The sequence below is a fragment of the Bradyrhizobium sp. BR 1432 genome, assembly GCF_051547705.1.
In the GTDB taxonomy this organism is placed as follows: domain Bacteria; phylum Pseudomonadota; class Alphaproteobacteria; order Rhizobiales; family Xanthobacteraceae; genus Bradyrhizobium; species Bradyrhizobium zhanjiangense.
In genome coordinates this window covers 188,242-210,957 of sequence record NZ_JBPUGF010000003.1, presented here as the reverse complement: position 1 = coordinate 210,957, position 22,716 = coordinate 188,242, and the positions used below count along the sequence as shown (strand labels likewise).

Sequence of the window (22,716 nt, the reverse complement as noted above, 5' to 3'; positions counted from 1 at the left end):
TGATGCTGCCAACTCAATTCCCGGCCAAATCACAGGCTTCAGTTGGCCTATATTCCGAAAGTGAGAACGAATGGAGCTCCGATCAACCAACCGGCTGCGTCAACAATCGGGCAGCGCCGACCCGCAAGAGAGCTCACAGGCTCCGTCCGCAGACTCGGCGGCCTTTGAGCATCAGCTGAGCGAAATCGGCAATTCAGGCGGTCGCGTGCTGATGCAGCCGCTCAGCGATCAACTGGAGGGATCGGCATCGGAGCCTCAGGCCGTCACGCAAGGGAGTGGGCCAGTAGATGCGCCAGCGCCGCACAGTAGAGGTGGTGGGGCGATGCTGGGGGGCTCGGCGCAGCCGATTCAGTCAAATGGGGTTTTGGTCGGTCACAGCAATCGCCCCGTTTATTCCCAAGATGCGCTCATTATTTCGAGGCTTGAGCTTGCCCTCATCAAAGGAAACGCTGCGAAGCGCACCGCAGGGAACAATGTAAGTAATCTTCTCACTCTCGACCGCTGGCTCTTTGAAAACAGGAAGGGGGCTATTGCTGCTCGGCTTGATGACCAGTCGCTGGCGGCTGATGTCGAGGAGTTCATAAAAAAGGGCGGTACCAAGAAGGTCCGTAAGGCACTAGATCATCTTCGCACCTCCGAGTCCGCGGGCGGAGTCGTGCCGATTGCGGGCGCCGTTAAGTTAACTCCTCATCCAGAGGACGCGGCTCTCATCAGGCAGTACAAAAACGAAACACGAACCGGTACCGGCCAAAACAACGCGACTGCTCTGACCAGGTTCAGTGACTACCTACGCGAAAAGAACAAGCCGAACATTGCTGGTCGGCTTTCCGACAAGTCGCTAGACAATGATGTCGACGATTATAAGAAAAGGCCCGGATATGATCCGAAGATCGTGTCCGCATTAGGTCGTCTGCGAAAATCGCAAGCGGGCGCACAAGCGATTGAAGTGGAGCGCCATGTTCCGCCCGCTCCATGTTCTGAAGACGCGGTCCTGGCGGAGCCGACGTTCATTGGGGACGCCGCTACGCAGCACAGCTTGTCGGAGGGAGCTAGCAGCTGGCCAGAGGTCCTTCGTGCGGAAGGTCACGATGAGGACCTTCCTTTGGAGTCGATGGACGAAGCCGACCCCTCGTCACCTTTCCAGTCGAGTACCCAAGTGGGCGCATCGCCCGCGGGGGATCCGCTCATCGTGCAGCAGAGCGTGCAGGACCACTCGCCAACTCCGTATGATAAAGACGGCGGAACGATGCTTGGCGTTTCGCTAGCACAGTCGGCTCGGTCAGCTGGAGTTTACGTCGATGGCGGCCCGCTCCCTCTCTATTCCGATGACGCATCCCTTATCCTCGGCCTCGAGGAGACCGTCGTTGGGTCCAATGGAGAGCCGTTGCTCAACTTAGCTCGCTGGCTCTTTGCAAGCGATAAGCCGGGTATTGCTGCTCGGTTGCACGACAACTCGCTCAGTCGGGATGTCGAAGAGTTCGAAAGAAGCTGTGGCTCCTCATCCGTCGTTACGGCCTTAGCTCTTCTGAGGGCTCCCCGGTCGGCGGACGTAGCTCCGCCGCGTGTGAAACGCGTCCTGAATCCCTATCCCGAAGACGCGGCCCTCGTGAACGAGTACAAAAAAGCGCCTGCGGAAGGGATCACTCAAGATACCGCGAAGAGCTACGCACCCCTTCTTGCCGATTTCAGCAACTATCTGCGTAACAAAAACAGGCCGGGCATCGCCGCTCAGCTTTCCGGCAGGTCGCTGCATGAATTGGATAGGGATGTCGAGGGCTATAAGGACTCCGGTGGTAAGCGGAAGATTCGTACCGCACTGGCTCATTTTCTAAAGTCGCCGGCAGGCGTCAGGGCGATGGAGCTCGAGCGCCAGTTTCCCCCCGGTCCTGATCCCGGCGTGGTCCTGACAGAGCCGGGACACGTCGGAGATGATGCTTCGCACCACAGCGCCTCGCTGGGAGCTGTGAGCTTGGCCGAGGTCCTCCCGCGGACGGGTACGACCAGAATTTGGCTTCCGAGATGATGGACGAAGCCGGCTCATCGTCGGCGCTTGAGCCAACCGCGCAACTCGCTGCCTCAGTACCGGAGAGGCAGCCCATCGCGCAGGCGAGAGGGGGCGAATACACCCCCACGTCGCACGAAGACCGATCAGTGCCCGGCGCGTCCCCGCTGCAGTCAGGCCAGTCGCCTTGGGCTTTCGTCGGTCTCATCGGAGACCCCCTCTATTCCCGGGACGCATCCCTTATCGCTGGACTAAAGCCAGCACTCATCAAGCGCCGCTTCAAGCCGCGCACCATCACCGATAATGTAAACGCTCTTCTCAGATTGGGACGTTGGCTCCTTAAGAACAACAAGCCGGAAATTTCTGCTCGGCTTAACCACAAGTCGCTGGATGAAGATACCAAGGCATTCGACAAGACTCCGAACCGGTCCATCCTTAAGGCATTAGATCATCTCCGAGCCTCACAGTCGGAAAGCGGGGGCCCGCCAATCGCAAGCCGCACAAAACTCAATCCCTACGACAATGATGCGGCGCTCATTGAAGAGTACAAAGCAACCGCCACCAAGAATCGCAAAACCAAGAGCCAATACGCAACCGCTCTTAGCGAATTCAGTGAGTACCTCCGCACGAGCAACAAGCCGGGATTTGCTGCTCGGCTCTCCAATAAATCGCTGGATGAAGATGTCACGGCTTACAGGAAGGAGGCCGGCAGCAATCGGAGGATCGGTACCGCACTGTCTCACCTGCGAGAATCGCCGGCAGGCGCCCGGGCGATTGAACTTGAGGAGCCATCACGCGAAGAGGTCGTCATCAACGACGAGCGAGATACGCAAGTCACAGCGGCGTTAACGCTAGCAGAGAGGACGGGTGCTTCAGACGATTCGCAAGCAGTTCCCGCTGAGCGCCAGCTCGGCGGGAGCGATAACTTAGGCGGTCGCGCGCCACCGGCTTTCACGGATGAAGTGGAGCCGGCCTGGCAGGAGGCGCAGCCCACGATGCACGCAGGCGGATATGGATACACGAGCTCGTCGCATGCGGTAGGCGGGGCAGTCGAGCTTCCTGCCAACATGAAAGCGGAGTCTCGTCGCCAGTTGCGCGTGGGCCGACGGCCGAGCACGCGGTCGATCTATCCTGAGGATGCGTCTTTCATCTCGGGGTTTAAGGAAGCGATGATGTCGGCAGGTTATCAGGAGAGTACCGCAATCGAGAATGTACGGGCTCTGCGCAGGCTGAGCCGTTGGCTCTTGGTCAACGAGAAATCAGCAATAAATGCTCGGCTTGAGAGCAAATCGCTGGACCGGGATGCCGAGAAGTGCGGTGGGTACTTCGCCGGTCTGGCACTAAACCACCTCCGGGCGTTCAAATCGGCCGGCGGAATCGCTCCAATCACATTGCGAGGTCAGGTTGCGGCGGAGACCGCTGCACAGCACGGCGCGTCGCAAAGGCCTTTCAACTGGCCGGAGGAGCTCCCTCCGGGGGAGGATGACCAGGGTATTCCTGAGCAAGGAATGCCGCCGGCGGAGGATAACGACCGGATGTCTCTCGAGCCCGCTGCGAGCGGGTACCAGGCTCACGGCCCTGGCGACGCCGTCCTCTCTCAGAGCTGGCGGCATGAGCACCGTCAGGACTCCCACGAGCTATTGCATGCGCTAGATACAAGCAACCTTCCGCCAGGCGACGGGGTGATGATCAACTATGAACGTCGAACAGTGGATTTCACGCCGGCGAAGAGGCGGAAGATCTTAAGTCCGCAAAGTCTTGCCACGACCTCCCACTCGGCCAGCCAAGTTGTGACGGCCGCAGGAGACGAGTCTGCCTATCCCGACGACGTGAACCTCATCAAAAACTACAAAATACAAGCTGCGATTGAGGGCACTTCGGGCAGAGCTAAGTCTTATGCGAGTCTTCTCATTCATTTCAGTCGCTACCTTCGTCAGAACAAGAAACGCAGCATTGCTGCCCAACTTAACGACACGTCAGTCAATGAACTGGATCAAGATGCCAACCTCTATCGAGAAGCCGGCGGTTATAGAGCTGTCAATGCGGCGCTGGCTGATCTCCGGGACGGAGCGAGCAAACGCATGCCCGCTCCCTTATACTCTGCGGACGCGTCCCTTATTGCAGGTCTCGAGCCCGCACTGATCGGCGCGGGGTACGAGGCGATCACTGCCAAAACCCAATATGTTCGTCCTCTTCGCAGATTCAGCCAGTGGCTGTTTGCAAACCACAGGTCGGGGATCGCTGCTCGGCTCAACGATGGCTCGCTCGACCGCGATGCCGAGGCCTTCGAAAAAGATCGAAAGAGGCGAACCGTTCCTACGGCTCTAGATCGTCTCCGGGACTTCCGGTCTGAGCGCGGAATAGCGTCGATCACAGTCCGCCGGAGGAACGTTGATGGTCTCGCTCTGGAACACAATTGGCCAGAGGAGCTCCCTCCGGAAGGTGACGATCAGGATCTGCTTTGGAGGATAGAGGAAGGCGGCCCATCGTACGGCGTGACTACCCCTGAACGCACGCAGGAGGTAGAACAAGCTCTACGGCAGGAACCTGCCGGGTCCACCTCAACGTGGTCGCTACAGATACCGTCTGACTTTGATTGGAGTATGTGGCCGGCCGGGGAAGCCGAGCCATCATTGCCTGTCGCGGCTCAGTCGCCGTCGACACCGTACGAGCTGCGTGACGATGCTCACTATCCGTTTCCGCGCACACCGTCCGATGCTCTACTCGGGACTTGGGTTCCGACAGCCTCGATCCACGGACCTAGCGGGCAGTTGCTCGACGACATGGAATGGCTGGGCGATGAGCATATCGCGGCGGATTACGCACTCCTGTTACGGGACTTGCAGAAGGACAATCCGGATCTGGCGGCCCGGACTCGCCTCGTGGAGCCTGCAACAGCACATGTGCTGCGCAGGACTTCTGAACGAGGACGTCCTCCTGGAAAACTTGCATGGGATCGTCAACGACCAGGATGGTAACGATACGGCCCGCTTCCTGTTTCTGCCGGTGAACGATGACGAGGACGATGGCGGCCGCCATTGGTCCCTGCTGCTCCTTGATCGCGACGCGCCGGAAGGGCCGGTTGCCTATCATTACGACTCCGCCGAGGGACGCAATCACACCCATGCAGCAAAGCTCGCAGAAGTGCTAGATGCCCGCCTTGAGCGACGCCCCATGGCCCAGCAGCAGAACAGTTATGATTGCGGCGTCTACGTGGTGGATGGCACGCGAGAGCTGGTTAGCCAATTGTCGCAAGGACAACGGCCAGAGCAGCTAAACCTCGACAACCTCGTCGCGAGCCGGCGGGCACTGCAAAACCGTCTTAGGGGCTGACCACGTTGATGGACACTCCCAACAACTCGCAATGTGAGGACGAATACTTACCCTTTTCACCAGGCGGACATACCAGATTTTCCTTCAAGGACTTGGCCTCGACAGCAAGTCCTCTCTTCGAGCTGCTCCTGACACACCCAGCGTGTTGGAGAGCATTGCCTTGCAGAAAGCAGGCACCCTAGCGTTAACGTGCGGGTCACTTGATCACCGCCTCAGCCGTACCGGGGCGGCCGGAGCTGCTCCAGTCCATCCTCGATCACTCGGAGGTCTTCAAGTATAGAATCTCGCGACTGAGCGGGGTTGGTGATGGGTGTCGACTGTAGTGTTCCCATTGGCTGCGAAGGTTCTCGATGTTCTTGAGGGGCTCCCCCCAGCCCGGTGCGGACGCGTGCGCTTTTCCATACACCCGCACCGGCAGTAGCTCGGCGCCAGCCGATCTCAGTTCAGCTTCCATTTCGTCACACAGGAAGGGCTGGTCTGAAGCACGTCTGTAATTGAACGAACCGTCCCACCCGCGTGAGCCCTCGCCAGAGGGCGTTCACGCATGTCGAGTAGGGTCGCGTCATCGATGCTGGCCACGGATGAGATTGTCTCCTCTGGGAACCCCGATTCAGGCAAGAAACGTCATCCTGTAGCGGACGTTTACACTGGTAGCGGAATGAGAGCAGCGACCTCGCGATCCCGAGGGTTCTCGCTCGCAGCGAGGCCCGTAGCGACGCCGACACGATCCGCCTCCGGCCGGTTCTCGATTCATCTTGCGTTTGCCTTCGAAGCGAGTGACTGGCATCCGGATCCCCACGATGCCGCGCAACTCGGATGCGATGAAGTCCGCGGGTGCATCCGAGACAGCCCACGGCTTGAGGCGTGCACCCTCATGTTTGTTGGTCAGGCGCGTCACAACATCCAGCAGGCGCTCCGGCTCCTGAAAGAACTCGACAGGCCCGTAGGCATGGACGGCGACGTAGTTCCACGTCGGCACGACCTTATTGGTCTCCTGCTTGGTCGCGTACCAGGATGGCGTCACGTAGGCATCAGGGCCCGCGAAAATTGCGAGGGCCTCGCCGAGCGGCGACAGACGCCACTGCAGGTTAGCCTTAGCGAGGTGTCCGTACAGCGTGCCGTGGTCGCCCTCGCTCTCCTCAAGAAAGAGCGGAAGAGGCGTAGCCACCGGTCCGTCGGCGGTAGCTGTGACCAAGTTGACCAAGCGGGCACTACGGATAGTGTTCCGGATGCTCTCGACGTCGTCCTTGAAGGCGGGGGGAATATACATCGCGTGTCTCCGTTTTAGAAAGATAGTGAGAATCTGGCCTGCTTGAAACGGCCAGCTTGTGTCGATTTTACCGGTCCAGTTTGCCAGCGATCACGTCCACCGCGATCAATCTGCTGCGCATCCAGGGCCGAGTAGCCCATGACGCGGCCGGCCGCGTCCGGACGGATGAAGCGGCTGTGTCGGCGGTAGTCGTACAGGGCGGAGCGTAGGTGCCTAAGCCTTTCGATTGGGCAATTCGGATCAGCGCCTCCTCTCGAAATTTGCGGCACAAAAATTGCTCGAAGGCATGTATGACGCGGGCGTTGCTGACAGCAGATCGGCGCTCCACATCCCGACAAGTTCGAGATCATGCAAGAGATTGCCGAGATGTGACAACCTGGCTGCTAGTACGGACCCCGTCCCCCGTTATTCCGGTACGATTATCGCAAGCCTCTATCCTGAATTGCATTACGTGCTGCCTTGAACACATCACAATAACATGAACGAGCACTGTCATGACCTCGTCCGCTTCCGACGCACGAACGAAGCTCATCCTTGCCGCCCTTACCATCGCTGCGTTCGCGATTGGGTTGGATACTTTTGTCATCATCGGCGCGCTCGATGTGATCTCTCGTGACCTCTCGATTTCAATTGGTGCCGCGGGCTGGATCATCTCCATCTACGCCCTCTGCTACGCAGCCTTCGCGCCGCTGAATGCGTGGATGTTCAAGGCAATAAGCCGCCGCAATGTCCAGATCCTGTCCGTTTTAATTTTCATCATCGGCAACCTGATCTGCGCGATCGCTCCCAATTTTCTCATTCTTGCCGCGGGTCGCGTCATTTCGGCCTACGGCGCGGCGATGTTCACCCCGGCGGCCACCGCACTGGCGGCCGAACTCCTGCCCCAGCCCGCAAGGGTTTCGCTTTGTCCCTCATCTTCGGCGGCATGACCGTTTCGCAGGTTGCCGGCGCTCCCGCGACTAGTTGGATTGCAGATGTTATCGGCTGGCGCTTCGCATTCGGTTTTGTCGTCATTGTCGGGCTTGCCGCATTGCTAATCGTCGCCCCCATGATGTTTGGTATTCCTGCCGAGGCGCCGGACCGCGGAAACGGCCCGACCACGAAAGGCTTCCCAAAGATCATCTACGGCATCCTTTCCGTGACGCTATTCGTGGTCGTTTCCGAGTTCATCATTTACTCCTATGTGAGCGTCTTCATCACCGGTTCCCTGCTTGCCGGAGTGCCACTGCTCTCGGCTGCGCTCTTTGCGTACGGTTTGGGAGCCGTGACGGGAAACGCAGCCTGCGGCGTTCTGACCGACCGCTTCGGCCCTTTCAAAGTCCTGATCGCGGCCGTAGGCGCACAACTAATTCTGCTCGTTGGTTTGGTTGCGTACGGACACGATGGCGCCGTCACCGTGCTCATCGCCTTTCTTTCGGGCAACGTGAGCTATATGTATCTCGTTCCCATCCAACACCGTCTTCTCGGTCTGGCGGGGGATAGATCGAAGCTGGTACTGGCATGAACAGCTCCATTACCTTCGCGGGCGTCGCGATTGGCGCTTTTATCGGCGGACTCCTCATCGAAATTAGCGGGGTCACATCACTGGCTGTGGGGGCCATTCTGATTGGCATCATCGGCGTCGGGCTCGCTATTATCTTCATGCGTGACCGGTCACCTGCGGAAGTTGCGACGGCGGCGTGAGTCATTCGAGCTGTTGCCGTCCTTGGACTGAGAAGGGATTGCACACGATGGAATCGTCACCCCGAAACCTGCTCTGGATTTCTGATGTGTCATTTCAGGTTGTCTCAAAGCGCGACCACCATTTCTACCTTTCGAGGCGCTCCGTTGAGACTGGAGACGAACTCGCAGATTCTCTGAATTCTGCTCGAAGCGATCGCCTCGATTGGATCTTCACCGGTCTGGAAGTGACATGGACTTTCGAACTTCTACATGGGCACAGCGCATTCCGCCGGCTCGAAGCGGAGCAGGAAAGCCTAGACTGACCATGGAAGCGAGTACGTCTTCAGCACGTGCGAATAGAGGTGGACGCTAGCATCCGCAGGCAGGGGATCAACGAACATGTCGCCAGCTATGACATTGGCGCGACCCGGGTACAAATTACGATTTTTCAGACACGTCCGTGCAAGTTGATCGACGGGAGGGCGCTCAAATATTGTTGCCGAGAGTGACGTATAGCGCATCAACAAATGCGCGGAGTACACACCAGATCCCCCACCTACATCGAGTACGTGGGTATCGTTCGTGCAATCAAGCAGCGTTGCGAGGTGCGGAGCAAAGATCCGTCCGCGTTCCTCCATCCCGCGTGTGTTGAGATCTGCGAACGCATCCGTCTGCATCAAGGCGTCCCAAGACTTGGTGACGCCGCGCTCAATGTGCCAGGTATCAGAGCCATCCTGTCGCAGGATCTCATACAGTTCCCGAACGGAAGGCTTATATTTCATCGTTGCAATGTAGGACGCGATGTTGTCCCGGAATTGCCGCTCAGATACTGAAGGGCTGTTGCGGTTGCGTGTAGCCGGCCAGATTGCTTGGAGATGAGGCCCCATGATTCGAAGAGTTCGAACCATGGTCCGTGTTGGCCGCGCGCGAAGAGAGAAGTGAACTCGCAGTTCCTCTTCGGTTACCGCCATCCAGGTAAGTAAAGAGATCAAGCCATGAGACTGCGGCGATAAATAGATCTGCGGCATAGGAGCTGTCGCGCCACTTGATGATTTGAGCAATATCCGGAGAGGGGATAGGTGCGGCTTCAGATCTTTGGGCGCGTGACGTCGGAGTAGACGAATGCATTGCCGCAAGTCCTTCTCAGAACGATTTCGTATCCCCGAATGACCTTATTGCTGCATGTCGGAAAGCTCTAATCCGACGTTCAGCAAGCAATCAGGTGACACGTGTCTGTCATTTAGATCAATTGCTAGTGTTGGTAGTTGACCGTTCGCAAACTTGCTCGCGCGCGGTTCGGAGTAGCGGCGGTCAATCGGATAGTCGGAAGCTCTTCAGTGATGAGGAAAAATGTAGAAGAGCCATGCGTATTGACTTGACGAATCTCATACGCCTGCACGTCTTCCAACGCCGGAGGGCGGTGTGATACTGCAGACATATGTCGCAATTGCTTCAAAGCTCATAAGACGACTGCAGTCGTCGCGACTTTCTAGGCGGTGTGTTTCCGCTTGACTATGGCGGCCCGCCAACTGGTACGATCCTTGCTGTTCTCCTCGCCAGCTCGCAAGAACAGCCGGGAGGAGAAATGAGCCAGACCACGAACAGGGCCAATGTTGTTAATGGCAGGCATGCGACTGCGAAAGTCGATGCCCTCGTAATCGGAGCCGGCATCGCCGGCCTCTATCAATTGTATCGGCTACGACAGCTCGGGCTGAACGTCAAGGCGATCGACGCGGCCTCGGGCGTCGGCGGTACTTGGTATTGGAACCGCTATCCTGGTGCGCGTGTCGATTCTGAGGGCTACGTCTACCATTACATTTTTTCCGAAGCCCTCTACAAGGGATGGAGCTGGAGCGAAAGGTTTCCGAGCCAGCCCGAAATCGAAGGTTGGCTGAATTACGTGGCGGACCAGCTTGATCTGCGCAAGGACATTCAGTTCGGCACGAGAGTCCAGAGCTGTCATTTCAACGAAGCGACGGAGCGATGGGAAGTCGCGACCGACAAAGGTGATGTGATCGATACCCACTTTCTCGTCACATGCTGCGGTATGCTTTCGGCCCCCCATGTGTCCTTCCCTGGGCAGGAGACATTTAAGGGGCAGGTGTTCCATACAGCGCGATGGCCCCGGCAGCGGGTTGAGTTTGAGGGCAAACGTGTCGGTGTGGTTGGCATCGGGGCGACGGGGATTCAGGTAATCCAAACGATCGCGGAAGAAGTTGACCACCTCAAGGTGTTCGTTCGCACGCCCCAATACATCATCCCCATGAAGAATCCCAAGTACACGGCCGCCGACGTCGAAGCCTATAAGTCAAAGTTCAAAGATCTTACCGAACGGCTGCCACACACGTTCACGGGCTTCGAATTTGATGTTGAGTACGCCTGGGCTGATTTGTCAGCGCAACAGCGCCGCAAGGTGATTGAAGACTGCTGGAAAGATGGTTCTATAAAGTTGTGGGTATCGTCCTTCGCCGAACTGTTCGTCGATGAAGCCGTGAACGCTGAGATCTCCGAGTTCGTGCGCGCTAAAATGCGCGAGCGGCTCAGGGATCCAAAACTGTGCGACCTCTTGATCCCGAGCGATTACGGATTCGGCACCCATCGAGTCCCCTTGGAGCAGAATTTCCTCGAGGCGTTTCATCGAGCAAATGTGGAAATTGTCAGCGTTAAGACGAACGCAATCGAGCGCATCACGGCCGAAGGCATTCAGACCGCCGACGGCACAGTTCACGCGCTCGATGTCATTATCCTGGCAACAGGATTTGACGCAGGAACGGGCGCTTTAACCCGCATCGACATCCGCGGTCGCGGTGGACGATCGCTGAAGGAGGATTGGCGGAGACATCCGGACCACCATGGGGTTGCAGGTGCACGGTTATCCCAATCTCTTCACGACCGCGGCACCGCTTGCCCCCGTCGCCGCGCTTTGCAACGGGACCACCTGCTTGCAGCAGCAGGTCGAGTGGATAACCGGATGCATCAGCTATCTCCGTGACAAAAACTTCAACGTGATCGAGCCCTCCAAAGAGTTGGAAGATCAATGGGTGGCGCATCACGATGAGCTCGCCAACGCAATGCTGATCGCAAAGACGAATTCCTGGTACGTGGGATCAAACGTTGAAGGGAAGCCGCGGCGAGTACTCTCCTACACAGGTGGCGTAGGCAGCTATCGGAAAAAGTGCGACGAAGTGGCCGCAAGCGACTATCGAGGCTTTGCCACACACTAGTTCCTGCTTAGACCGAATCCGGCGGGAGCAATTGTGACAGTCAAAATTCCCGATTGAAGACCTTTGACTGTAAAGATGGAGCCACGATGGGAGTGCTGTCGGATCTGCGGGTCGTCGAAATTGGTAGCTCGGCGGCAACCAGCTATTGCGCGCGATTGTTTGCCGACTTCGGCGCGGATGTTCAGAAGGTCGAACCGCCAGCGGGCGATCCAATTCGGCGCTGCGCGCCGCTCACTCCAATGGGCCAGAGCGCTTGGTTCGCTTTCCTGAACTTCAACAAGTCAAGCACGATCATTGACCCAGCTGCTCCGGACGCGGTCACGCAGTTGACTGCGATGATCGAGAACTGCGATATTCTGATTGACGGTAGGGACATTGATCCGACGAATTGCCCCTCCATCGATATCGTCGCGATCCGCCAGCGGCGATCCAGATTGATCCACCTCGAAGCAAGCTGGTTCGGCCGCGAGGGTCCTTATGCAGGATTCGCCGCAACCGATGCGACCATCCGCGCGCTCGCCGGGCTTATCAAACTTGTTGGACCGGCCGAGGGCCCGCCGCTGCACGCGCCCGATTTCCAAACCGGTATCCTCGCTGGTCTGTGGGGTTTCATCGCGGTGGCTTCTTCGGCGGTGGCACAAATGGAGGGTCAGTCAGGACGGTCGTGGTCGGTCAGTATCTTCGAATCGAGCCTCGCTATCAGCGAATATCTCATGTTCGAGGCTTCGGCGCGTGGTGAGGTCATGCGCCGGATTGGCATTAACCGCTTCTGGCCGGTTTTTCCGGGCGGCATTTACGACACCAAAAGCGGCTGGGTCGGCGTTACCACGTTCACGCCAGCACAATGGCGCGCATTCTGCGATATGCTCGGGCTGTTCGAACTCCGCGATAGTCCGGCTTTGTCCCTCGGTGAAGAGCGTCTGCAGCACATCGAGGAGATCGAGCGACAATTCATGCCACGGCTGAAGACGCGGACAGCGCAGGAGTGGTTTGCGGAGGGACTGAAGCGGAAGATCCCGATTGTACCAGTACCCGACATATCCGATCTGCTCCTCGACAAAGAAAAAGGGAGCGCGGCGCAATCGTGCCTGTCGTCCTAGGCCAAGAAGAGGGCATGACGGTAGGGTCGACACAGCGGCTGACATTGACGCCCCCGCGTCGAGGGGCAGGGTTCCAGCTCCCGGCGAGCAGCAACCTGTCGCGTATATCCCAAAGCAGCCCTCTTTGGCCGGGCCCCGGTCGTCCACGTGCATCGATGCCGAACGACAGCCGTTGCGTGGGGTTCGCATTATCGACTTCACGATGGGCTGGGCGGGCCCGTTGTGTACGCGCACCCTGGCTGATCTTGGCGCGGATGTCATCAAGATCGAGTTCCACCAGGTATCCGGATTGGTGGCGTGGCGTTGACCGGCGGCCCGCTTATGTCGACGCTCAGATGTACGAAAGGCGCCAAGCCTTCTGCGTCATGAACCGCAACAAGCGGGGCATCACGCTCGACCTGTCGCGGCCCCAGGGCCTCGCTCTTGCCAAGCGTCTTGTGGCCGGAGCCGATGTCGTCGTAGACAATTATTCGGTTAATGTGCTGCCGAAGCTCGGGCTTGGTTACGATGTGCTCCGAAGGCTCAATCCTCGGCTCGTCATGTTGTCGATGTCAGCCTTTGGCGCGAACAGCCTCTATCGCGATTGTCGGGCCTACGGTTCGACTCTCGAGCAGGGGTCAGGGCTGCCGATCGTCGTCGGAAATCCGGACGGGCCACCCGTAATGAGCCATGTCGCCTTTGGGGACGCCGTCGGTGGGCTGAACGGCTGCGCAGCAGTTCTGGTCGCGCTGATTCACGCCCGCAATACCGGACGCGGACAGTTCATTGACGTTGCGCAAATCGAATGCATGATGCCGTTTGCGGCGCCGTGGATCACATTTCAATCGATTGGCGGCATGCCGCTCCCTAAGTATGGTACTCGACATCCGCAGTTCGTTCCGTATGGCTCCTTCCGGTGCTCGGGTGAGGACAGCTGGGTCATGCTCGCCGCGATCGACGAGAAGATGTGGCAGAGGCTCGCCATGGTCATCGGACGGCCAGACTGGGCAATAGACGTATCGCTGCAATCTGCAGAAGCTCGCCGCTGTATCGAGGACGAGATAGAGAGGGCCATCGAAGCCTGGACGATCACCCGCGATGCCGACCAGGCGATGTCAAAGTTGCAGGCGGGACGAATTGCGGCCGGCGTGGCCCGACAGCCAACTGACCTGCTCACGGACCCGCATCTCAGGTCGCGTGCATTTCTACAGGAAGTGGAACGCGCGTTCATTGGCTTGCATCCACAGCCGTCGATGCCGATCCGCGACGGTTCGGGGCCGGTTGCGATCCGCACAGCGGCGCCAACGCTCGGAGAGCATAACAATGAGATCCTATCAGGACTTCTCGGGCTCTCCTGCGCCGAGATCGCACAATTGGCCTCGGAGGGAATCATCGGGACGTCGATGCTCTCCGACGGGAGCTAGCACAGCAAACAACTGGTCGTGAACCTAATGGTCGAGCCAACGACGTCCAGGAGACCAAAACGTAGTGATGCCGATGTTGCCGGCATCTGCTGGTCCGAGAGTAGCGACGCAAAAGGCGCCCGTAACGACACCACCGGGTTGGACTACCGATCTAGTGCAGTCACGCCCGGCTTGGCTGACGATCATAGCCGGGCCGAAATGTTGCTGTTGGCTTTGCGAGCGGCGGAGTGAACATCATTGCGAACAACGCACCAATGGCATGTGCTGGTGGCGCCCCTTCAGAGACCCTGTCCTACCGTGAACTCCTGATAAGGAAGCCCAACTTTCAACGCTCTGGTCGACCGCCTTCGATCCGGAGCGTCGGCAGCTGCCAAGAGCCGTAATGAAAGTTGATCCCAGCCCCGGCTGGCAAGTTGAACGATGCCAAAGGAGGGAAGAGAACTGTCGGCTTGAAGAGCTCGGGGCTGGCGAACAGCGGAAGGTCGACGTTCGCGAGGGCTTTCGCGGTTTCAATCGAGTAGATCACATCCTGCGAGACCCGCTGCGTGGCACCTTTTATCCAGGTCTGAAGATAGCCGATTTGATCGTTTGCGGAGGTCGTGGAAGTGACCTTCCCGAAGAGCTCTATCGCCTGCGTAGATTCGGTTTGAATTCGCTCTTGCCAATGCCAATAGATATCGAACAATCTTTTCGAGAACTCCGTCTGCGTTTCGATGGTTTGCTTGGCAAAGTCCTGAAATCCGCCTGTTGCACCGCCGACGTCATCGTTGATTCCGGCTTCCTTCGTCATCCTCATCTCCTGTTATGATCGATCGCGACAGCACTGGTACGCTGGAATCGTCCAGCGTGGCAAAGGCATCGATGTAAAATGCAGTTCGTCGAAACACACCAGAAATTCGTCGCCGGCGGGCCTTCAGGATTCTTGTGTAGCAACATGGCGGTAGGAGTGAACGCTGCCGCTGTCCTCAGCTCGGCGCCGCGACGCCAAGAGCGGCTCCGCACCTGAGGGACGGCAGCATCTGCATGGCTTTGATTGATCGAACGAGAAGCCCTCATCTGAACCCCTGGATTGGAGACTGCAAGAGCACATCGTCGCCCATCACCGCGTCCAACTCTACTTTAGCAATCGCCGTGCCACTAACGACGTGTTCGAGTCCCTTCATTTAAGAACAGGAAACTATGTACTGTGCGCGGCGCCCCGCGGAATGCATCGGCCTTCGTGTAGAAGTTTGGGCATCCGTGTCGTCGGGCCGAGAGAGGTGAAGATCCCAACCGAGAGCGATCGCCTGGACGGATCGTACCGTAGTAGCGGCCGGCTGGCGGCGCCATCTCACCAGAGAGCCTCGAAGTTCCAAATCGGTGGCATCTGTTTGAGACCACTGAGATGTCGCGCCGCTCTTCTAGGCCGAACATTGTATGGAAAGAACTCTCCATCCAGGGCTGATCGACCTGGGAGGGCGGCAATGATGCTGTTCGACAGAAGACGCGCTTATCGAGCGATCAAATGTCAGCGGCCGCCCTCCTCGTACTCACGAATGAATTCGCTGTACCGCGCAGGGTCAACGGTCTTCAGGCGGCTCAGCGCGCGCTTAGCTTCCAGATCGGCGTCTCGGCGATGACGGTCTTTGATCTTGTTTACCGCATCTACCATGTTTCTTAGGCGCCGCATAGGCGTTGTCTGCCCGGATTTCTCCCCGAAGGTCTCCAGTGTAGGTGTCTGCCCGAGTGCCTTCGCGAGCGTCGCGAGCTTATCATCAAGTTCTTCCACGGCGTCGGATAGGGCGTCGAACCGTTCCGTTACGCTAAGTTTTTTGGCTACATCGTCGTCGAGTTGCGCGCCAACATTTGTTTCAATGTCCTGAGCCACTGCCCCGCTGAGTGGCGCAAAGAATGGAAAAGAGTACCATGAGAACCAATTCGGGTTTGACATCGATATTCTCTCGACCATCGAAGTAGGGACGTTCTTTCGTAGTCGTGTTCCAGCAATTGGTGTGCCAACGGCACGGACGAAAGTATGATGCTATTACGCAGATGAACTGAAAGGGGCTCCAAGGCGCCGCTCTGCCTAGTTCTGCGGAAGGATGCGCATCAGCGGAACAGGGCTTGTGTTCGGTCTGGTCACCCGCACGGCGAACAAGCCGATCTCTCGCACGCCTAGTCAAAGTCGCTTCTGCTAGTCGCTACATAAGTGTGAAGGAGGAATGAGACTCAGATGGAGGGTCATCGATCGGCTGTTCGGACGACTAAATCGCTAACTTCCCGACATCAAATTCTGTTCTTCTGTCGAATGCTCAGGGAAGGCTTGCGGTGCGGTCAACTGCCAGCTTTGGCAATTGATGCAGAGGGCGTACACATGGCTATCGTGCTCGATCAACCATCAAGGTAATCGATACGCAACGGAGCCAAACAAATGAAAGAAGTCCTGCTGGGCACATTAGCGCTTATCGCACTGGCCGCGCCGGTCTCCGCCGCTGATCTGGCCGCGCGGCCCTCCATCAAAGCGCTCCCAATGGTCACTCGGATCTACGAGTGGAGCGGCTTCTACACCGGCATTAACGGGGGCGCTGGCTCCGCGCACCAGTGCTGGGATGTCGTCAACGCTGGCGGCCTGGTCATTGCTCCGCCGCTCGCCATGGGGTGCCATGACGCAACAGGAGGTACCGCCGGCGGTCAAATCGGCTACCGCTGGCAGATAGCGAACTCAGTGTTCGGCCTTGAGGCGCAGGGCAACTGGGGCGATTTCAAGGGCTCTAACGCCAATAACGCTTTCGCGGGCGTCCGGGATGAATCCAGAATTGATGCATTTGGGTTGTTTACGGGTCAGGTCGGTTACGTCTGGAATAACGTGCTGCTCTATATGAAGGGGGGCGCTGCGGGCGTCCGCGACAAATATCGGGTCTTCGACTTTGCAACTGGGCTGACAATCGACACTGGCAGGGAAATTCGTTGGGGCGGTACGGTAGGCGCGGGCCTCGAATTTGGCTTCGCTCCGAATTGGTCCGTCGGCATTGAGTACGATCACTTGTTCATTGGCCGTCGGGACGTGGACTTCGTTTTTTCAATCGGCGGCGTAGGCATTCCGGCGGGCGCTCGAGCAGGGACCGCCCGCATCAGTCAGGACGTCGACATCGGTTTAGTCCGTGTGAATTACCGCTCGAGTGACGCCGTCGCGAAATATTGACCCTCGTCTGTAAGATGCATTCCATCGCTGGAAGCTGCGAAGGAAGGTGGTGTGTGGAAACCACTGTCCGGTGAATTTAGGCTCCAGCTAAATGGTTTGGCCGACAATCGATGGGCTGAATGGTCGGCAATTGGTCCGGCTCTTGCTCCGCTGTTTACCGATACTGTGCAGCTCAGCCGCCGGATTGCCGCAGGATAGCGCGTAAATGCAAGCTACTTCAGTGCGCCAAACAACTGATGATCGACTCTCACCCATGCACGAAAACAGGGTTCGGCAAGCATCGTATCCTGGAGCGCAATCTTGCGCCGAGCACATCCGACCAATCGTGAGGGGAGAACATGACCGACGCTAACGCCGTCACATCGGAATTGTCGCCCGACCCGGAGTTGGTAGTTCGTCGGCTGTTCTTTCTCGAAGTGAGCACCAACCGCATTCAAGCCATGAATCCAGATGGCTCCGATCGAACAGTTATTGTTACCGACTGTCGGCTTCCTGACGGAGTCGCAATTGATGTCCGCGCCGGTCATATCTACTGGACCAACATGGGATCCGGTGTCGCCATCAACGATGGCTCGATCGAGCGTGCCGATATCGATGGAACAGATCGTAAAGTCATCGTTCCCCGCGGTGCCACTTTCACACCGAAGCAGATCCAGCTCGATCGCAAATGCGGCAAGCTCTACTGGTGTGATCGCGAAGGGATGCGGGGTATGCGGTGCAACCTCGACGGCACGGACATAGAGACGCTCATCGAGGCAGGCCGCGGTGAGGTGGACCGGCGCGACCCGACCAGGTGGTGCATTGGCGTCACCATCGACACCGAGCGCCGCCGGCTCTATTGGACGCAAAAAGGTCCTGACAATGCCGGTCAAGGCCGAATCTTCCGCGCCAACATCGACATTCCGAACGGTGAGAGCCCGGCGAATCGCTACGACATCGAGGTGCTATTCGAAGGCTTGCCGGAACCGGTTCACCTTGAGTTGGACCTTGCTAACCGCGTTCTCTATTGGACGGACCGCGGTGATCCTCCCCGCGGCAACACAGTCAATCGCGCGCGCGTCGATCTAAAGACGGACCCGGAAATTCTGATCACGCACCATTATTTGAACGGCGCCGCCGACGTTCACGATTGGGGCGCTTCGCCGGCACGGGCGCAAAGCCTGGCCGGTCTGCCGCCAGCCTACGTGCTGACCGCCGGTGCCGATCTGCGCGACGAAGGCAACGAATATGCCGCGCGCCTCAGCCAGGCCGGCGTGCCCGTCACCACCAAGCACTATCCCGGCCAATTCCATGGCTTCTTCACCATGGGCAAACTGTTGCCGCAGGCCAATGTCGCCGTCAGCGAGATCGGTGCGTGGCTGAAGGCCTTGTAGCCCGCATGAGCGATAGCGACATGCGGGACCGCTCTCGCCGCACGCGAACATTTGTCCCGGATATCGCTGCGCTCATCCGGGCTACGGATCTTCACTGACGCAACATCGAGATGCCTCCCGTTCTTCAGACCATCTTCGCCGTTCCGCTGCGCGTCCTGACATGGCTCGGCAGCCAGGGCACCCGCGCGGTCGCCGCTGTCGTGTTCATCGCGGCCGCGGTGCCACCGCTCGGCGCATTGCTGCGTCCCTATCTCACCGAGGCCATCCTGTGCCTGCTCTGCATTTCCTTCATGCGGGTCGATCTGGCCGCCCTCTACAGCCATCTGCGCCGGCCGGCGCTGGTTGCGACCGCCACCGCCTGGACCACGATAGGCGTGCCGCTGATCGTCGGATTGATCGCGCACGCAACCGGCCTCACGGTCCGTGCGCCCGGGCTGACGCTCGCCCTGATGCTCCAGAGCATTGCCTCGCCGATGATGGCTTCCCCGGCCCTGGCGGCGCTGATGGGCCTCGATGCCACGCTCGTGCTGATCACGCTGGTAACCTCGACCGCGCTGGTGCCCTTCACGGCCTCGATGTTCGCAGGCCTCTTCCTCGGCGACATGCTGAGCATCACGCCGCTGACACTGGGTTTGAAGCTGCTTGGCATCCTCGCCGCATCGCTGCTGGCCGCCACAATCATCCGATGGCTCTTCGGCGCAAAGGCGATCCAGCGTCACAAGACGCCGATCGACGGTCTCAACATCATTATCCTCTTCATCTTCGCTACCGCGATCATGGGCGATGTCGTGAGCGACCTCCTCGCACAGCCGCTTTTCACCCTCAGCCTCGCAGCTCTGTCCTTCGCGATCTATTTTACGCTGCTCGCCATCACCACGCTGCTGTTCCGTCGCATCGGCACCGAGCGCGCACTGGCACTCGGTCTGATGGTGTCACAGCGCAATCTCGGCCTGATGCTGGCGGCGACGGCGGGCGCCTTGCCGCCCACCACCTGGCTCTATTTCGCGATGACGCAGTTTCCGATTCATCTTGCGCCGTACATGCTGATGCCGATCGCGCGGCGGCTGACGGGGCGCGATACCTCCAGCACTGCCCCCGCAGGCCGCGTCACCTAGCCGCCTGCACCGCGCGCCCCAGTACCATGGCGACTCCCCGAGGCCGCGAGGCGCCGTCCCGATGTGACGGTCACGCCTTGTGCCGCTTCATCTTCTTGCATTCCGCCAATATCCAGTCCCGGAATGCCTGCATCGCGTTCGTGTCCCGCTTCGATTTCAGGGACGTGAGCCAGTACGATCCGAGATAGACCCTGATATCGTAAGGACAGACCAGCTGCTTGCGCGACACATCCTCTGAAAACAGCGCGACTGGCAACAGCGCAACCCCGCCCCCTTGAGCCGCGGCATGCGCCATGGAGACCGACGAGTCGAAGGTCGGACCCGTCATCCGAGGTTGCCTGCATTTCGCGACATCGAACCATTGTGCCCACTCGCCTGACCGATAGGAACGCAACAGCACCTCTTCGTGGAGATCCCTTGGAGCCCTGAGACGCTTCGCAACGGACGGCGCGCACATCGGCGTGAAAAGAGCCTCGACCAGACGCTCTGCGTTGGTCCCGTGCCACGCGCCGTCGCCAAATCGAATGGCGTAGTCCAGACCTTCGGCGCCGAGGTCGACGCGATTGTTGTTCGCAAAGATCCTTATGTCGACCTGCGGGTGACTTGACGTGAAGCTCCGGAGGCGAGGAACGAGCCAGCCCGACGCGAAGGTTCCGACGACGCCAATCATCAGGGTCTCGCGCATGCGACCATTCTCGAACCGATCCAGCACCTGGTTGATGCGACCGAACGCGTCGGAAATGGCAGGCAACAGTGCCTCGCCTTCCTCTGTCAGAGCCAGCCCGCGAGTTAGCCGCCTGAACAGTTCCACGCGCAGGCTGCGTTCGAGCGTCCGCACCTGCTGGCTCACGGCGGCCTGCGACACACGAAGTTCCAGGCCGGCCTTGGTGAAGCTGAGATGACGCGCGGCAGCCTCGAAGGCGCGGAGCGCGTTCAGTGGAAGGCTGGAAACGCTGAGAGGACGGCGGGCCACATCTGATCCAAGTTTTGCTTATGGATGGCCTTACGAACCATCGTTTGTCAATCGCAAGAGCGCGCAGCAAGAAACGCCTACGCTCAATGGGAGTTCACGATGCTAACGCGACGTCAGTTCGGCACATCCACACTTGCGCTCGCAGGAAGCCTGTTCCTGTCGAAAGCCTCGGGCGCTTCAACAGTCGAAGCAACACGACTGCTCGATGCCGTTCAACAACTTGAGAACAAGAGCGGCGGTCGGCTCGGCGTCGCTGTGCTCGATACCAAGACCGGCGCGTCGGTTCATCACAAGGGAGATGAAAGATTCCCCATGTGCAGCACCTTCAAGGTGCTTGCTTCCGCAGCAATACTGAAGTGCGCTGACGACAAGCTGGACCGGCTCGACCGACGGATCCCGATCGAACAAGCCGACATCGTCGAGAACTCGCCAGTCACCCGTGAGCATGTCGGGCCAGACGGCATGTCGCTCCGAGAACTCTGCGAGGCCGCGATGACGAGGAGCGACAACACCGCGGGCAACCTGCTTCTGAAGAACATGGGCGGCACCGCCGGCCTCACCGCCTTTGCGCGCAGTCTTGGTGACAACGTGACGCGATTGGACCGGACCGAGACCGAATTGAACGAAGCCGCGCCAGGAGATCCCCGCGACACCACGACTCCGAACGCAATGGCAGAGAATTTCAGGCGTTTGCTGTTCGGCAACGACCTCGTGCCCAGATCTCGCGACCAGCTCGCAAAATGGCTGATCGCAAACAAGACGGGCGATAAACGATTGCGCGCCGGTCTTCCACAAGGCTGGCGCGTGGGCGACAAGACCGGAGCCGGCGCACACGGCACCACCAACGACGTTGCGGTGGTCTGGCCGCCGCAGCGTTCGCCGCTCATCATCGCAGTCTACCTCACGGGAGCCTCGCCCGATGTGAACGGGCAAAACGAGGTGATCGCTTCCGCCGGACGCGAGGTCGCGAGAGAGTTCGGCTGATCTGGTCGCTCACACCGACGTCCGGCATAGGCGATCCCGGAGCGGAACGCTTGTGCCTGGCGCCCTACCCCGCCCGCGCCGCGCGCCGCAGCGCCTGCGGCGGCTGGCCGAAGGCGCGGATGAAGGCGCGCCGCATACGCTCGGGGTCGCCGAAGCCGGTTGCCTCCGCGACGAGCTCGATGCCCTCGCGCGAGGACTGCACGCGCTCGCGCGCGACCTCGAGCCGAAGCCGCTCGATCGCCTTCGACGGCGTCGTACCGGTCTCGGCGACGAAGGCGCGGGCGAAATGCCGCGCGCTCATGCCGGCGCGATCGGCGAGATCTTCCACCGCCAGCGGCGCGTCGAGATTTTCGCGCGCCCAGGACAACAACGCGCCGAAGCGGCCGTTCGGCGCCTTCAGCTCCAGCAGCGAGGAAAACTGCGATTGGCCGCCGCTGCGGCGATGATAGAGCACGAGCTGCCGCGCGGCCGCCTGCGCGACCTCCTCGCCATAGTCTTCGGTGACCATCGCAAGGGCCAGATCGATGCCTGCGGAGATGCCCGCCGATGTCCACACGTTGCCGTCGCGGGTGAAGATCCGGTCCGGCTCGAACTTGACCTTCGGATAACGCACGACGAATTCGCGCGTTCGGCCCCAATGCGTGGTGGCGCGGCGACCGTCGAGCAGGCCTGCTTCGGCCAGCACGCCGGTTCGATCTATTCCGCCGACCTTGATGGAAAGAACAAACACAATCTCCTCTGGTCTCAGGGCAACTTCACTGGCATTGCGTACGCTGAATTCTGACCCGCCGAAGGAATGAAATGACCTGGACAAACGCCGTTTCCGACGAAGCGACGTCTTCGCTACCCAGCTGTTGGCGCGAGCTGGGCAGCTCCATTTGCGAGGAGGGCGCAGAGCAAGACGCCGCGCGAGAGTCTAAACGTGGACTGAGGCAGTATGCGGTAGCGGCCGATGCCCAAAAGGGTCGTTTCTCACGTTCGAACGCCATACTCCACCCGGAAAGTTCGCGACTTCCCTCGCATAAAGCGGGCTAGCAGCAGCTATTTCCTGATGCGAGCATTCGCGTCCAAGTCGTGGAGAGTTCCCAGGGCCCAA

Annotated in this window: 15 protein-coding genes and 4 pseudogenes; 13 read left to right on the top strand and 6 right to left on the bottom strand. The window is 59.1% G+C overall.

The features are described 5' to 3' along the window. The first annotated feature begins 322 nt into the window (after positions 1–322). The 3 genes from ACSKB8_RS01205 to ACSKB8_RS01195 are packed head-to-tail and all read left to right on the top strand — an operon-like array spanning position 323 to position 5,335. Entirely contained in the window at positions 323–2,023 is a 1,701-nt protein-coding gene (locus tag ACSKB8_RS01205) for a hypothetical protein (RefSeq protein ID WP_438101947.1), read from the top strand. Then, complete coding sequence (locus tag ACSKB8_RS01200) at positions 2,020–4,980, top strand: hypothetical protein (protein ID WP_438101945.1); 2,961 nt, start codon at positions 2,020–2,022, stop codon at positions 4,978–4,980. Before ACSKB8_RS01205 ends, ACSKB8_RS01200 begins: the two co-directional genes overlap by 4 nt. Continuing rightward, positions 4,949–5,335, top strand: coding sequence for a Ulp1 family isopeptidase (locus tag ACSKB8_RS01195; RefSeq protein ID WP_438101943.1), 387 nt, complete (start codon positions 4,949–4,951; stop codon positions 5,333–5,335). Before ACSKB8_RS01200 ends, ACSKB8_RS01195 begins: the two co-directional genes overlap by 32 nt. A 642-nt stretch (positions 5,336–5,977) precedes the next feature. Here ACSKB8_RS01195 and ACSKB8_RS01190 read toward each other — a convergent pair. Further along, positions 5,978–6,605 (bottom strand): annotated as a pseudogene (locus ACSKB8_RS01190) (FMN-binding negative transcriptional regulator). 494 nt (positions 6,606–7,099) lie between these two features. Between ACSKB8_RS01190 and ACSKB8_RS01185 the strand changes: the two are divergent. Continuing rightward, positions 7,100–8,109: pseudogene (locus ACSKB8_RS01185) on the top strand (MFS transporter). After that, positions 8,106–8,288, top strand: a complete 183-nt coding sequence (locus ACSKB8_RS01180; RefSeq protein WP_438101941.1) for a hypothetical protein — start codon at positions 8,106–8,108, stop codon at positions 8,286–8,288. Before ACSKB8_RS01185 ends, ACSKB8_RS01180 begins: the two are co-directional and overlap by 4 nt. Positions 8,289–8,581: 293 nt before the next feature. Here the strand turns inward: ACSKB8_RS01180 and ACSKB8_RS01175 are convergent, their stop codons facing one another. Continuing rightward, complete coding sequence (locus tag ACSKB8_RS01175) at positions 8,582–9,295, bottom strand: methyltransferase (RefSeq protein WP_438101939.1); 714 nt, start codon at positions 9,293–9,295, stop codon at positions 8,582–8,584. Positions 9,296–9,852: 557 nt separating this feature from the next. On the opposite strand from ACSKB8_RS01175, the pseudogene ACSKB8_RS01170 reads away from it, so the two are divergent. From ACSKB8_RS01170 to ACSKB8_RS01155, 4 genes and pseudogenes are all read left to right on the top strand, one after another. Then, positions 9,853–11,491: pseudogene (locus tag ACSKB8_RS01170) on the top strand (flavin-containing monooxygenase). Between the two features lie 86 nt (positions 11,492–11,577). Beyond that, a complete protein-coding gene (locus ACSKB8_RS01165; RefSeq protein ID WP_438101937.1) occupies positions 11,578–12,591 on the top strand; it encodes a CoA transferase in 1,014 nt (337 codons plus the stop codon). A 202-nt stretch (positions 12,592–12,793) separates the two neighbouring features. Beyond that, complete coding sequence (locus ACSKB8_RS01160; RefSeq protein ID WP_438110306.1) at positions 12,794–12,898, top strand: CoA transferase; 105 nt, start codon at positions 12,794–12,796, stop codon at positions 12,896–12,898. A gap of 28 nt (positions 12,899–12,926) precedes the next feature. Further along, a complete protein-coding gene (locus ACSKB8_RS01155; RefSeq protein WP_438101935.1) occupies positions 12,927–13,994 on the top strand; it encodes a CaiB/BaiF CoA transferase family protein in 1,068 nt (355 codons plus the stop codon). 325 nt (positions 13,995–14,319) lie between these two features. Here ACSKB8_RS01155 and ACSKB8_RS01150 read toward each other — a convergent pair whose 3' ends face one another. Together ACSKB8_RS01150 and ACSKB8_RS01145 are read right to left on the bottom strand one after the other, a co-directional pair. After that, positions 14,320–14,784 (bottom strand): hypothetical protein, encoded by a 465-nt coding sequence (locus tag ACSKB8_RS01150; protein WP_438101931.1) that lies wholly within the window; start codon positions 14,782–14,784, stop codon positions 14,320–14,322. Positions 14,785–15,501: 717 nt separating this feature from the next. Next, positions 15,502–15,924, bottom strand: coding sequence for a hypothetical protein (locus ACSKB8_RS01145; RefSeq protein ID WP_438101930.1), 423 nt, complete (start codon positions 15,922–15,924; stop codon positions 15,502–15,504). Between the two features lie 480 nt (positions 15,925–16,404). Between ACSKB8_RS01145 and ACSKB8_RS01140 the strand changes: the two genes are divergently transcribed. The 3 genes from ACSKB8_RS01140 to ACSKB8_RS01130 all read left to right on the top strand — a co-directional run bounded on the left by ACSKB8_RS01140 (position 16,405) and on the right by ACSKB8_RS01130 (position 19,663). Next, positions 16,405–17,175, top strand: a complete 771-nt coding sequence (locus tag ACSKB8_RS01140) for an outer membrane protein (protein ID WP_438101928.1) — start codon at positions 16,405–16,407, stop codon at positions 17,173–17,175. Positions 17,176–17,513: 338 nt separating this feature from the next. After that, positions 17,514–18,548, top strand: a complete 1,035-nt coding sequence (locus ACSKB8_RS01135) for an alpha/beta hydrolase fold domain-containing protein (RefSeq protein WP_438101926.1) — start codon at positions 17,514–17,516, stop codon at positions 18,546–18,548. A 110-nt stretch (positions 18,549–18,658) separates the two neighbouring features. Next, positions 18,659–19,663: a Na+-dependent transporter gene (locus ACSKB8_RS01130; RefSeq protein WP_438101925.1), complete on the top strand. Its 1,005-nt coding sequence runs from the start codon at positions 18,659–18,661 to the stop codon at positions 19,661–19,663. A gap of 70 nt (positions 19,664–19,733) precedes the next feature. Here the strand turns inward: ACSKB8_RS01130 and ACSKB8_RS01125 are convergent, their stop codons facing one another. Continuing rightward, on the bottom strand, positions 19,734–20,636 hold the full coding sequence (locus tag ACSKB8_RS01125; RefSeq protein WP_438101923.1) for a LysR substrate-binding domain-containing protein: 903 nt from the start codon (positions 20,634–20,636) through the stop codon (positions 19,734–19,736). Positions 20,637–20,735: 99 nt separating this feature from the next. Here ACSKB8_RS01125 and bla point away from each other — a divergent pair, with 99 nt between their 5' ends. Further along, a complete protein-coding gene (gene bla, locus ACSKB8_RS01120; RefSeq protein ID WP_438101921.1) occupies positions 20,736–21,620 on the top strand; it encodes a class A beta-lactamase in 885 nt (294 codons plus the stop codon). Positions 21,621–21,684: 64 nt separating this feature from the next. On the opposite strand, the pseudogene ACSKB8_RS01115 reads toward bla, so the two are convergent. Beyond that, positions 21,685–22,305 (bottom strand): annotated as a pseudogene (locus ACSKB8_RS01115) (GlxA family transcriptional regulator); the annotation flags it as partial. Between the last annotated feature and the right edge of the window lie 411 nt (positions 22,306–22,716).

Coding starts and splice junctions, on each gene's coding strand:
- ACSKB8_RS01205 (WP_438101947.1), top strand. CDS start 323: ATGCTGGGGGGCTCGGCGCAGCCGATTCAGTCAAATGGGGTTTTGGTC.
- ACSKB8_RS01200 (WP_438101945.1), top strand. CDS start 2,020: ATGATGGACGAAGCCGGCTCATCGTCGGCGCTTGAGCCAACCGCGCAA.
- ACSKB8_RS01180 (WP_438101941.1), top strand. CDS start 8,106: ATGAACAGCTCCATTACCTTCGCGGGCGTCGCGATTGGCGCTTTTATC.
- ACSKB8_RS01175 (WP_438101939.1), bottom strand. CDS start 9,295: ATGCCGCAGATCTATTTATCGCCGCAGTCTCATGGCTTGATCTCTTTA.
- ACSKB8_RS01165 (WP_438101937.1), top strand. CDS start 11,578: ATGGGAGTGCTGTCGGATCTGCGGGTCGTCGAAATTGGTAGCTCGGCG.
- ACSKB8_RS01160 (WP_438110306.1), top strand. CDS start 12,794: ATGGGCTGGGCGGGCCCGTTGTGTACGCGCACCCTGGCTGATCTTGGC.
- ACSKB8_RS01155 (WP_438101935.1), top strand. CDS start 12,927: ATGTACGAAAGGCGCCAAGCCTTCTGCGTCATGAACCGCAACAAGCGG.
- ACSKB8_RS01150 (WP_438101931.1), bottom strand. CDS start 14,784: ATGACGAAGGAAGCCGGAATCAACGATGACGTCGGCGGTGCAACAGGC.
- ACSKB8_RS01145 (WP_438101930.1), bottom strand. CDS start 15,924: ATGTCAAACCCGAATTGGTTCTCATGGTACTCTTTTCCATTCTTTGCG.
- ACSKB8_RS01140 (WP_438101928.1), top strand. CDS start 16,405: ATGAAAGAAGTCCTGCTGGGCACATTAGCGCTTATCGCACTGGCCGCG.
- ACSKB8_RS01135 (WP_438101926.1), top strand. CDS start 17,514: ATGACCGACGCTAACGCCGTCACATCGGAATTGTCGCCCGACCCGGAG.
- ACSKB8_RS01130 (WP_438101925.1), top strand. CDS start 18,659: ATGCCTCCCGTTCTTCAGACCATCTTCGCCGTTCCGCTGCGCGTCCTG.
- bla (WP_438101921.1), top strand. CDS start 20,736: ATGCTAACGCGACGTCAGTTCGGCACATCCACACTTGCGCTCGCAGGA.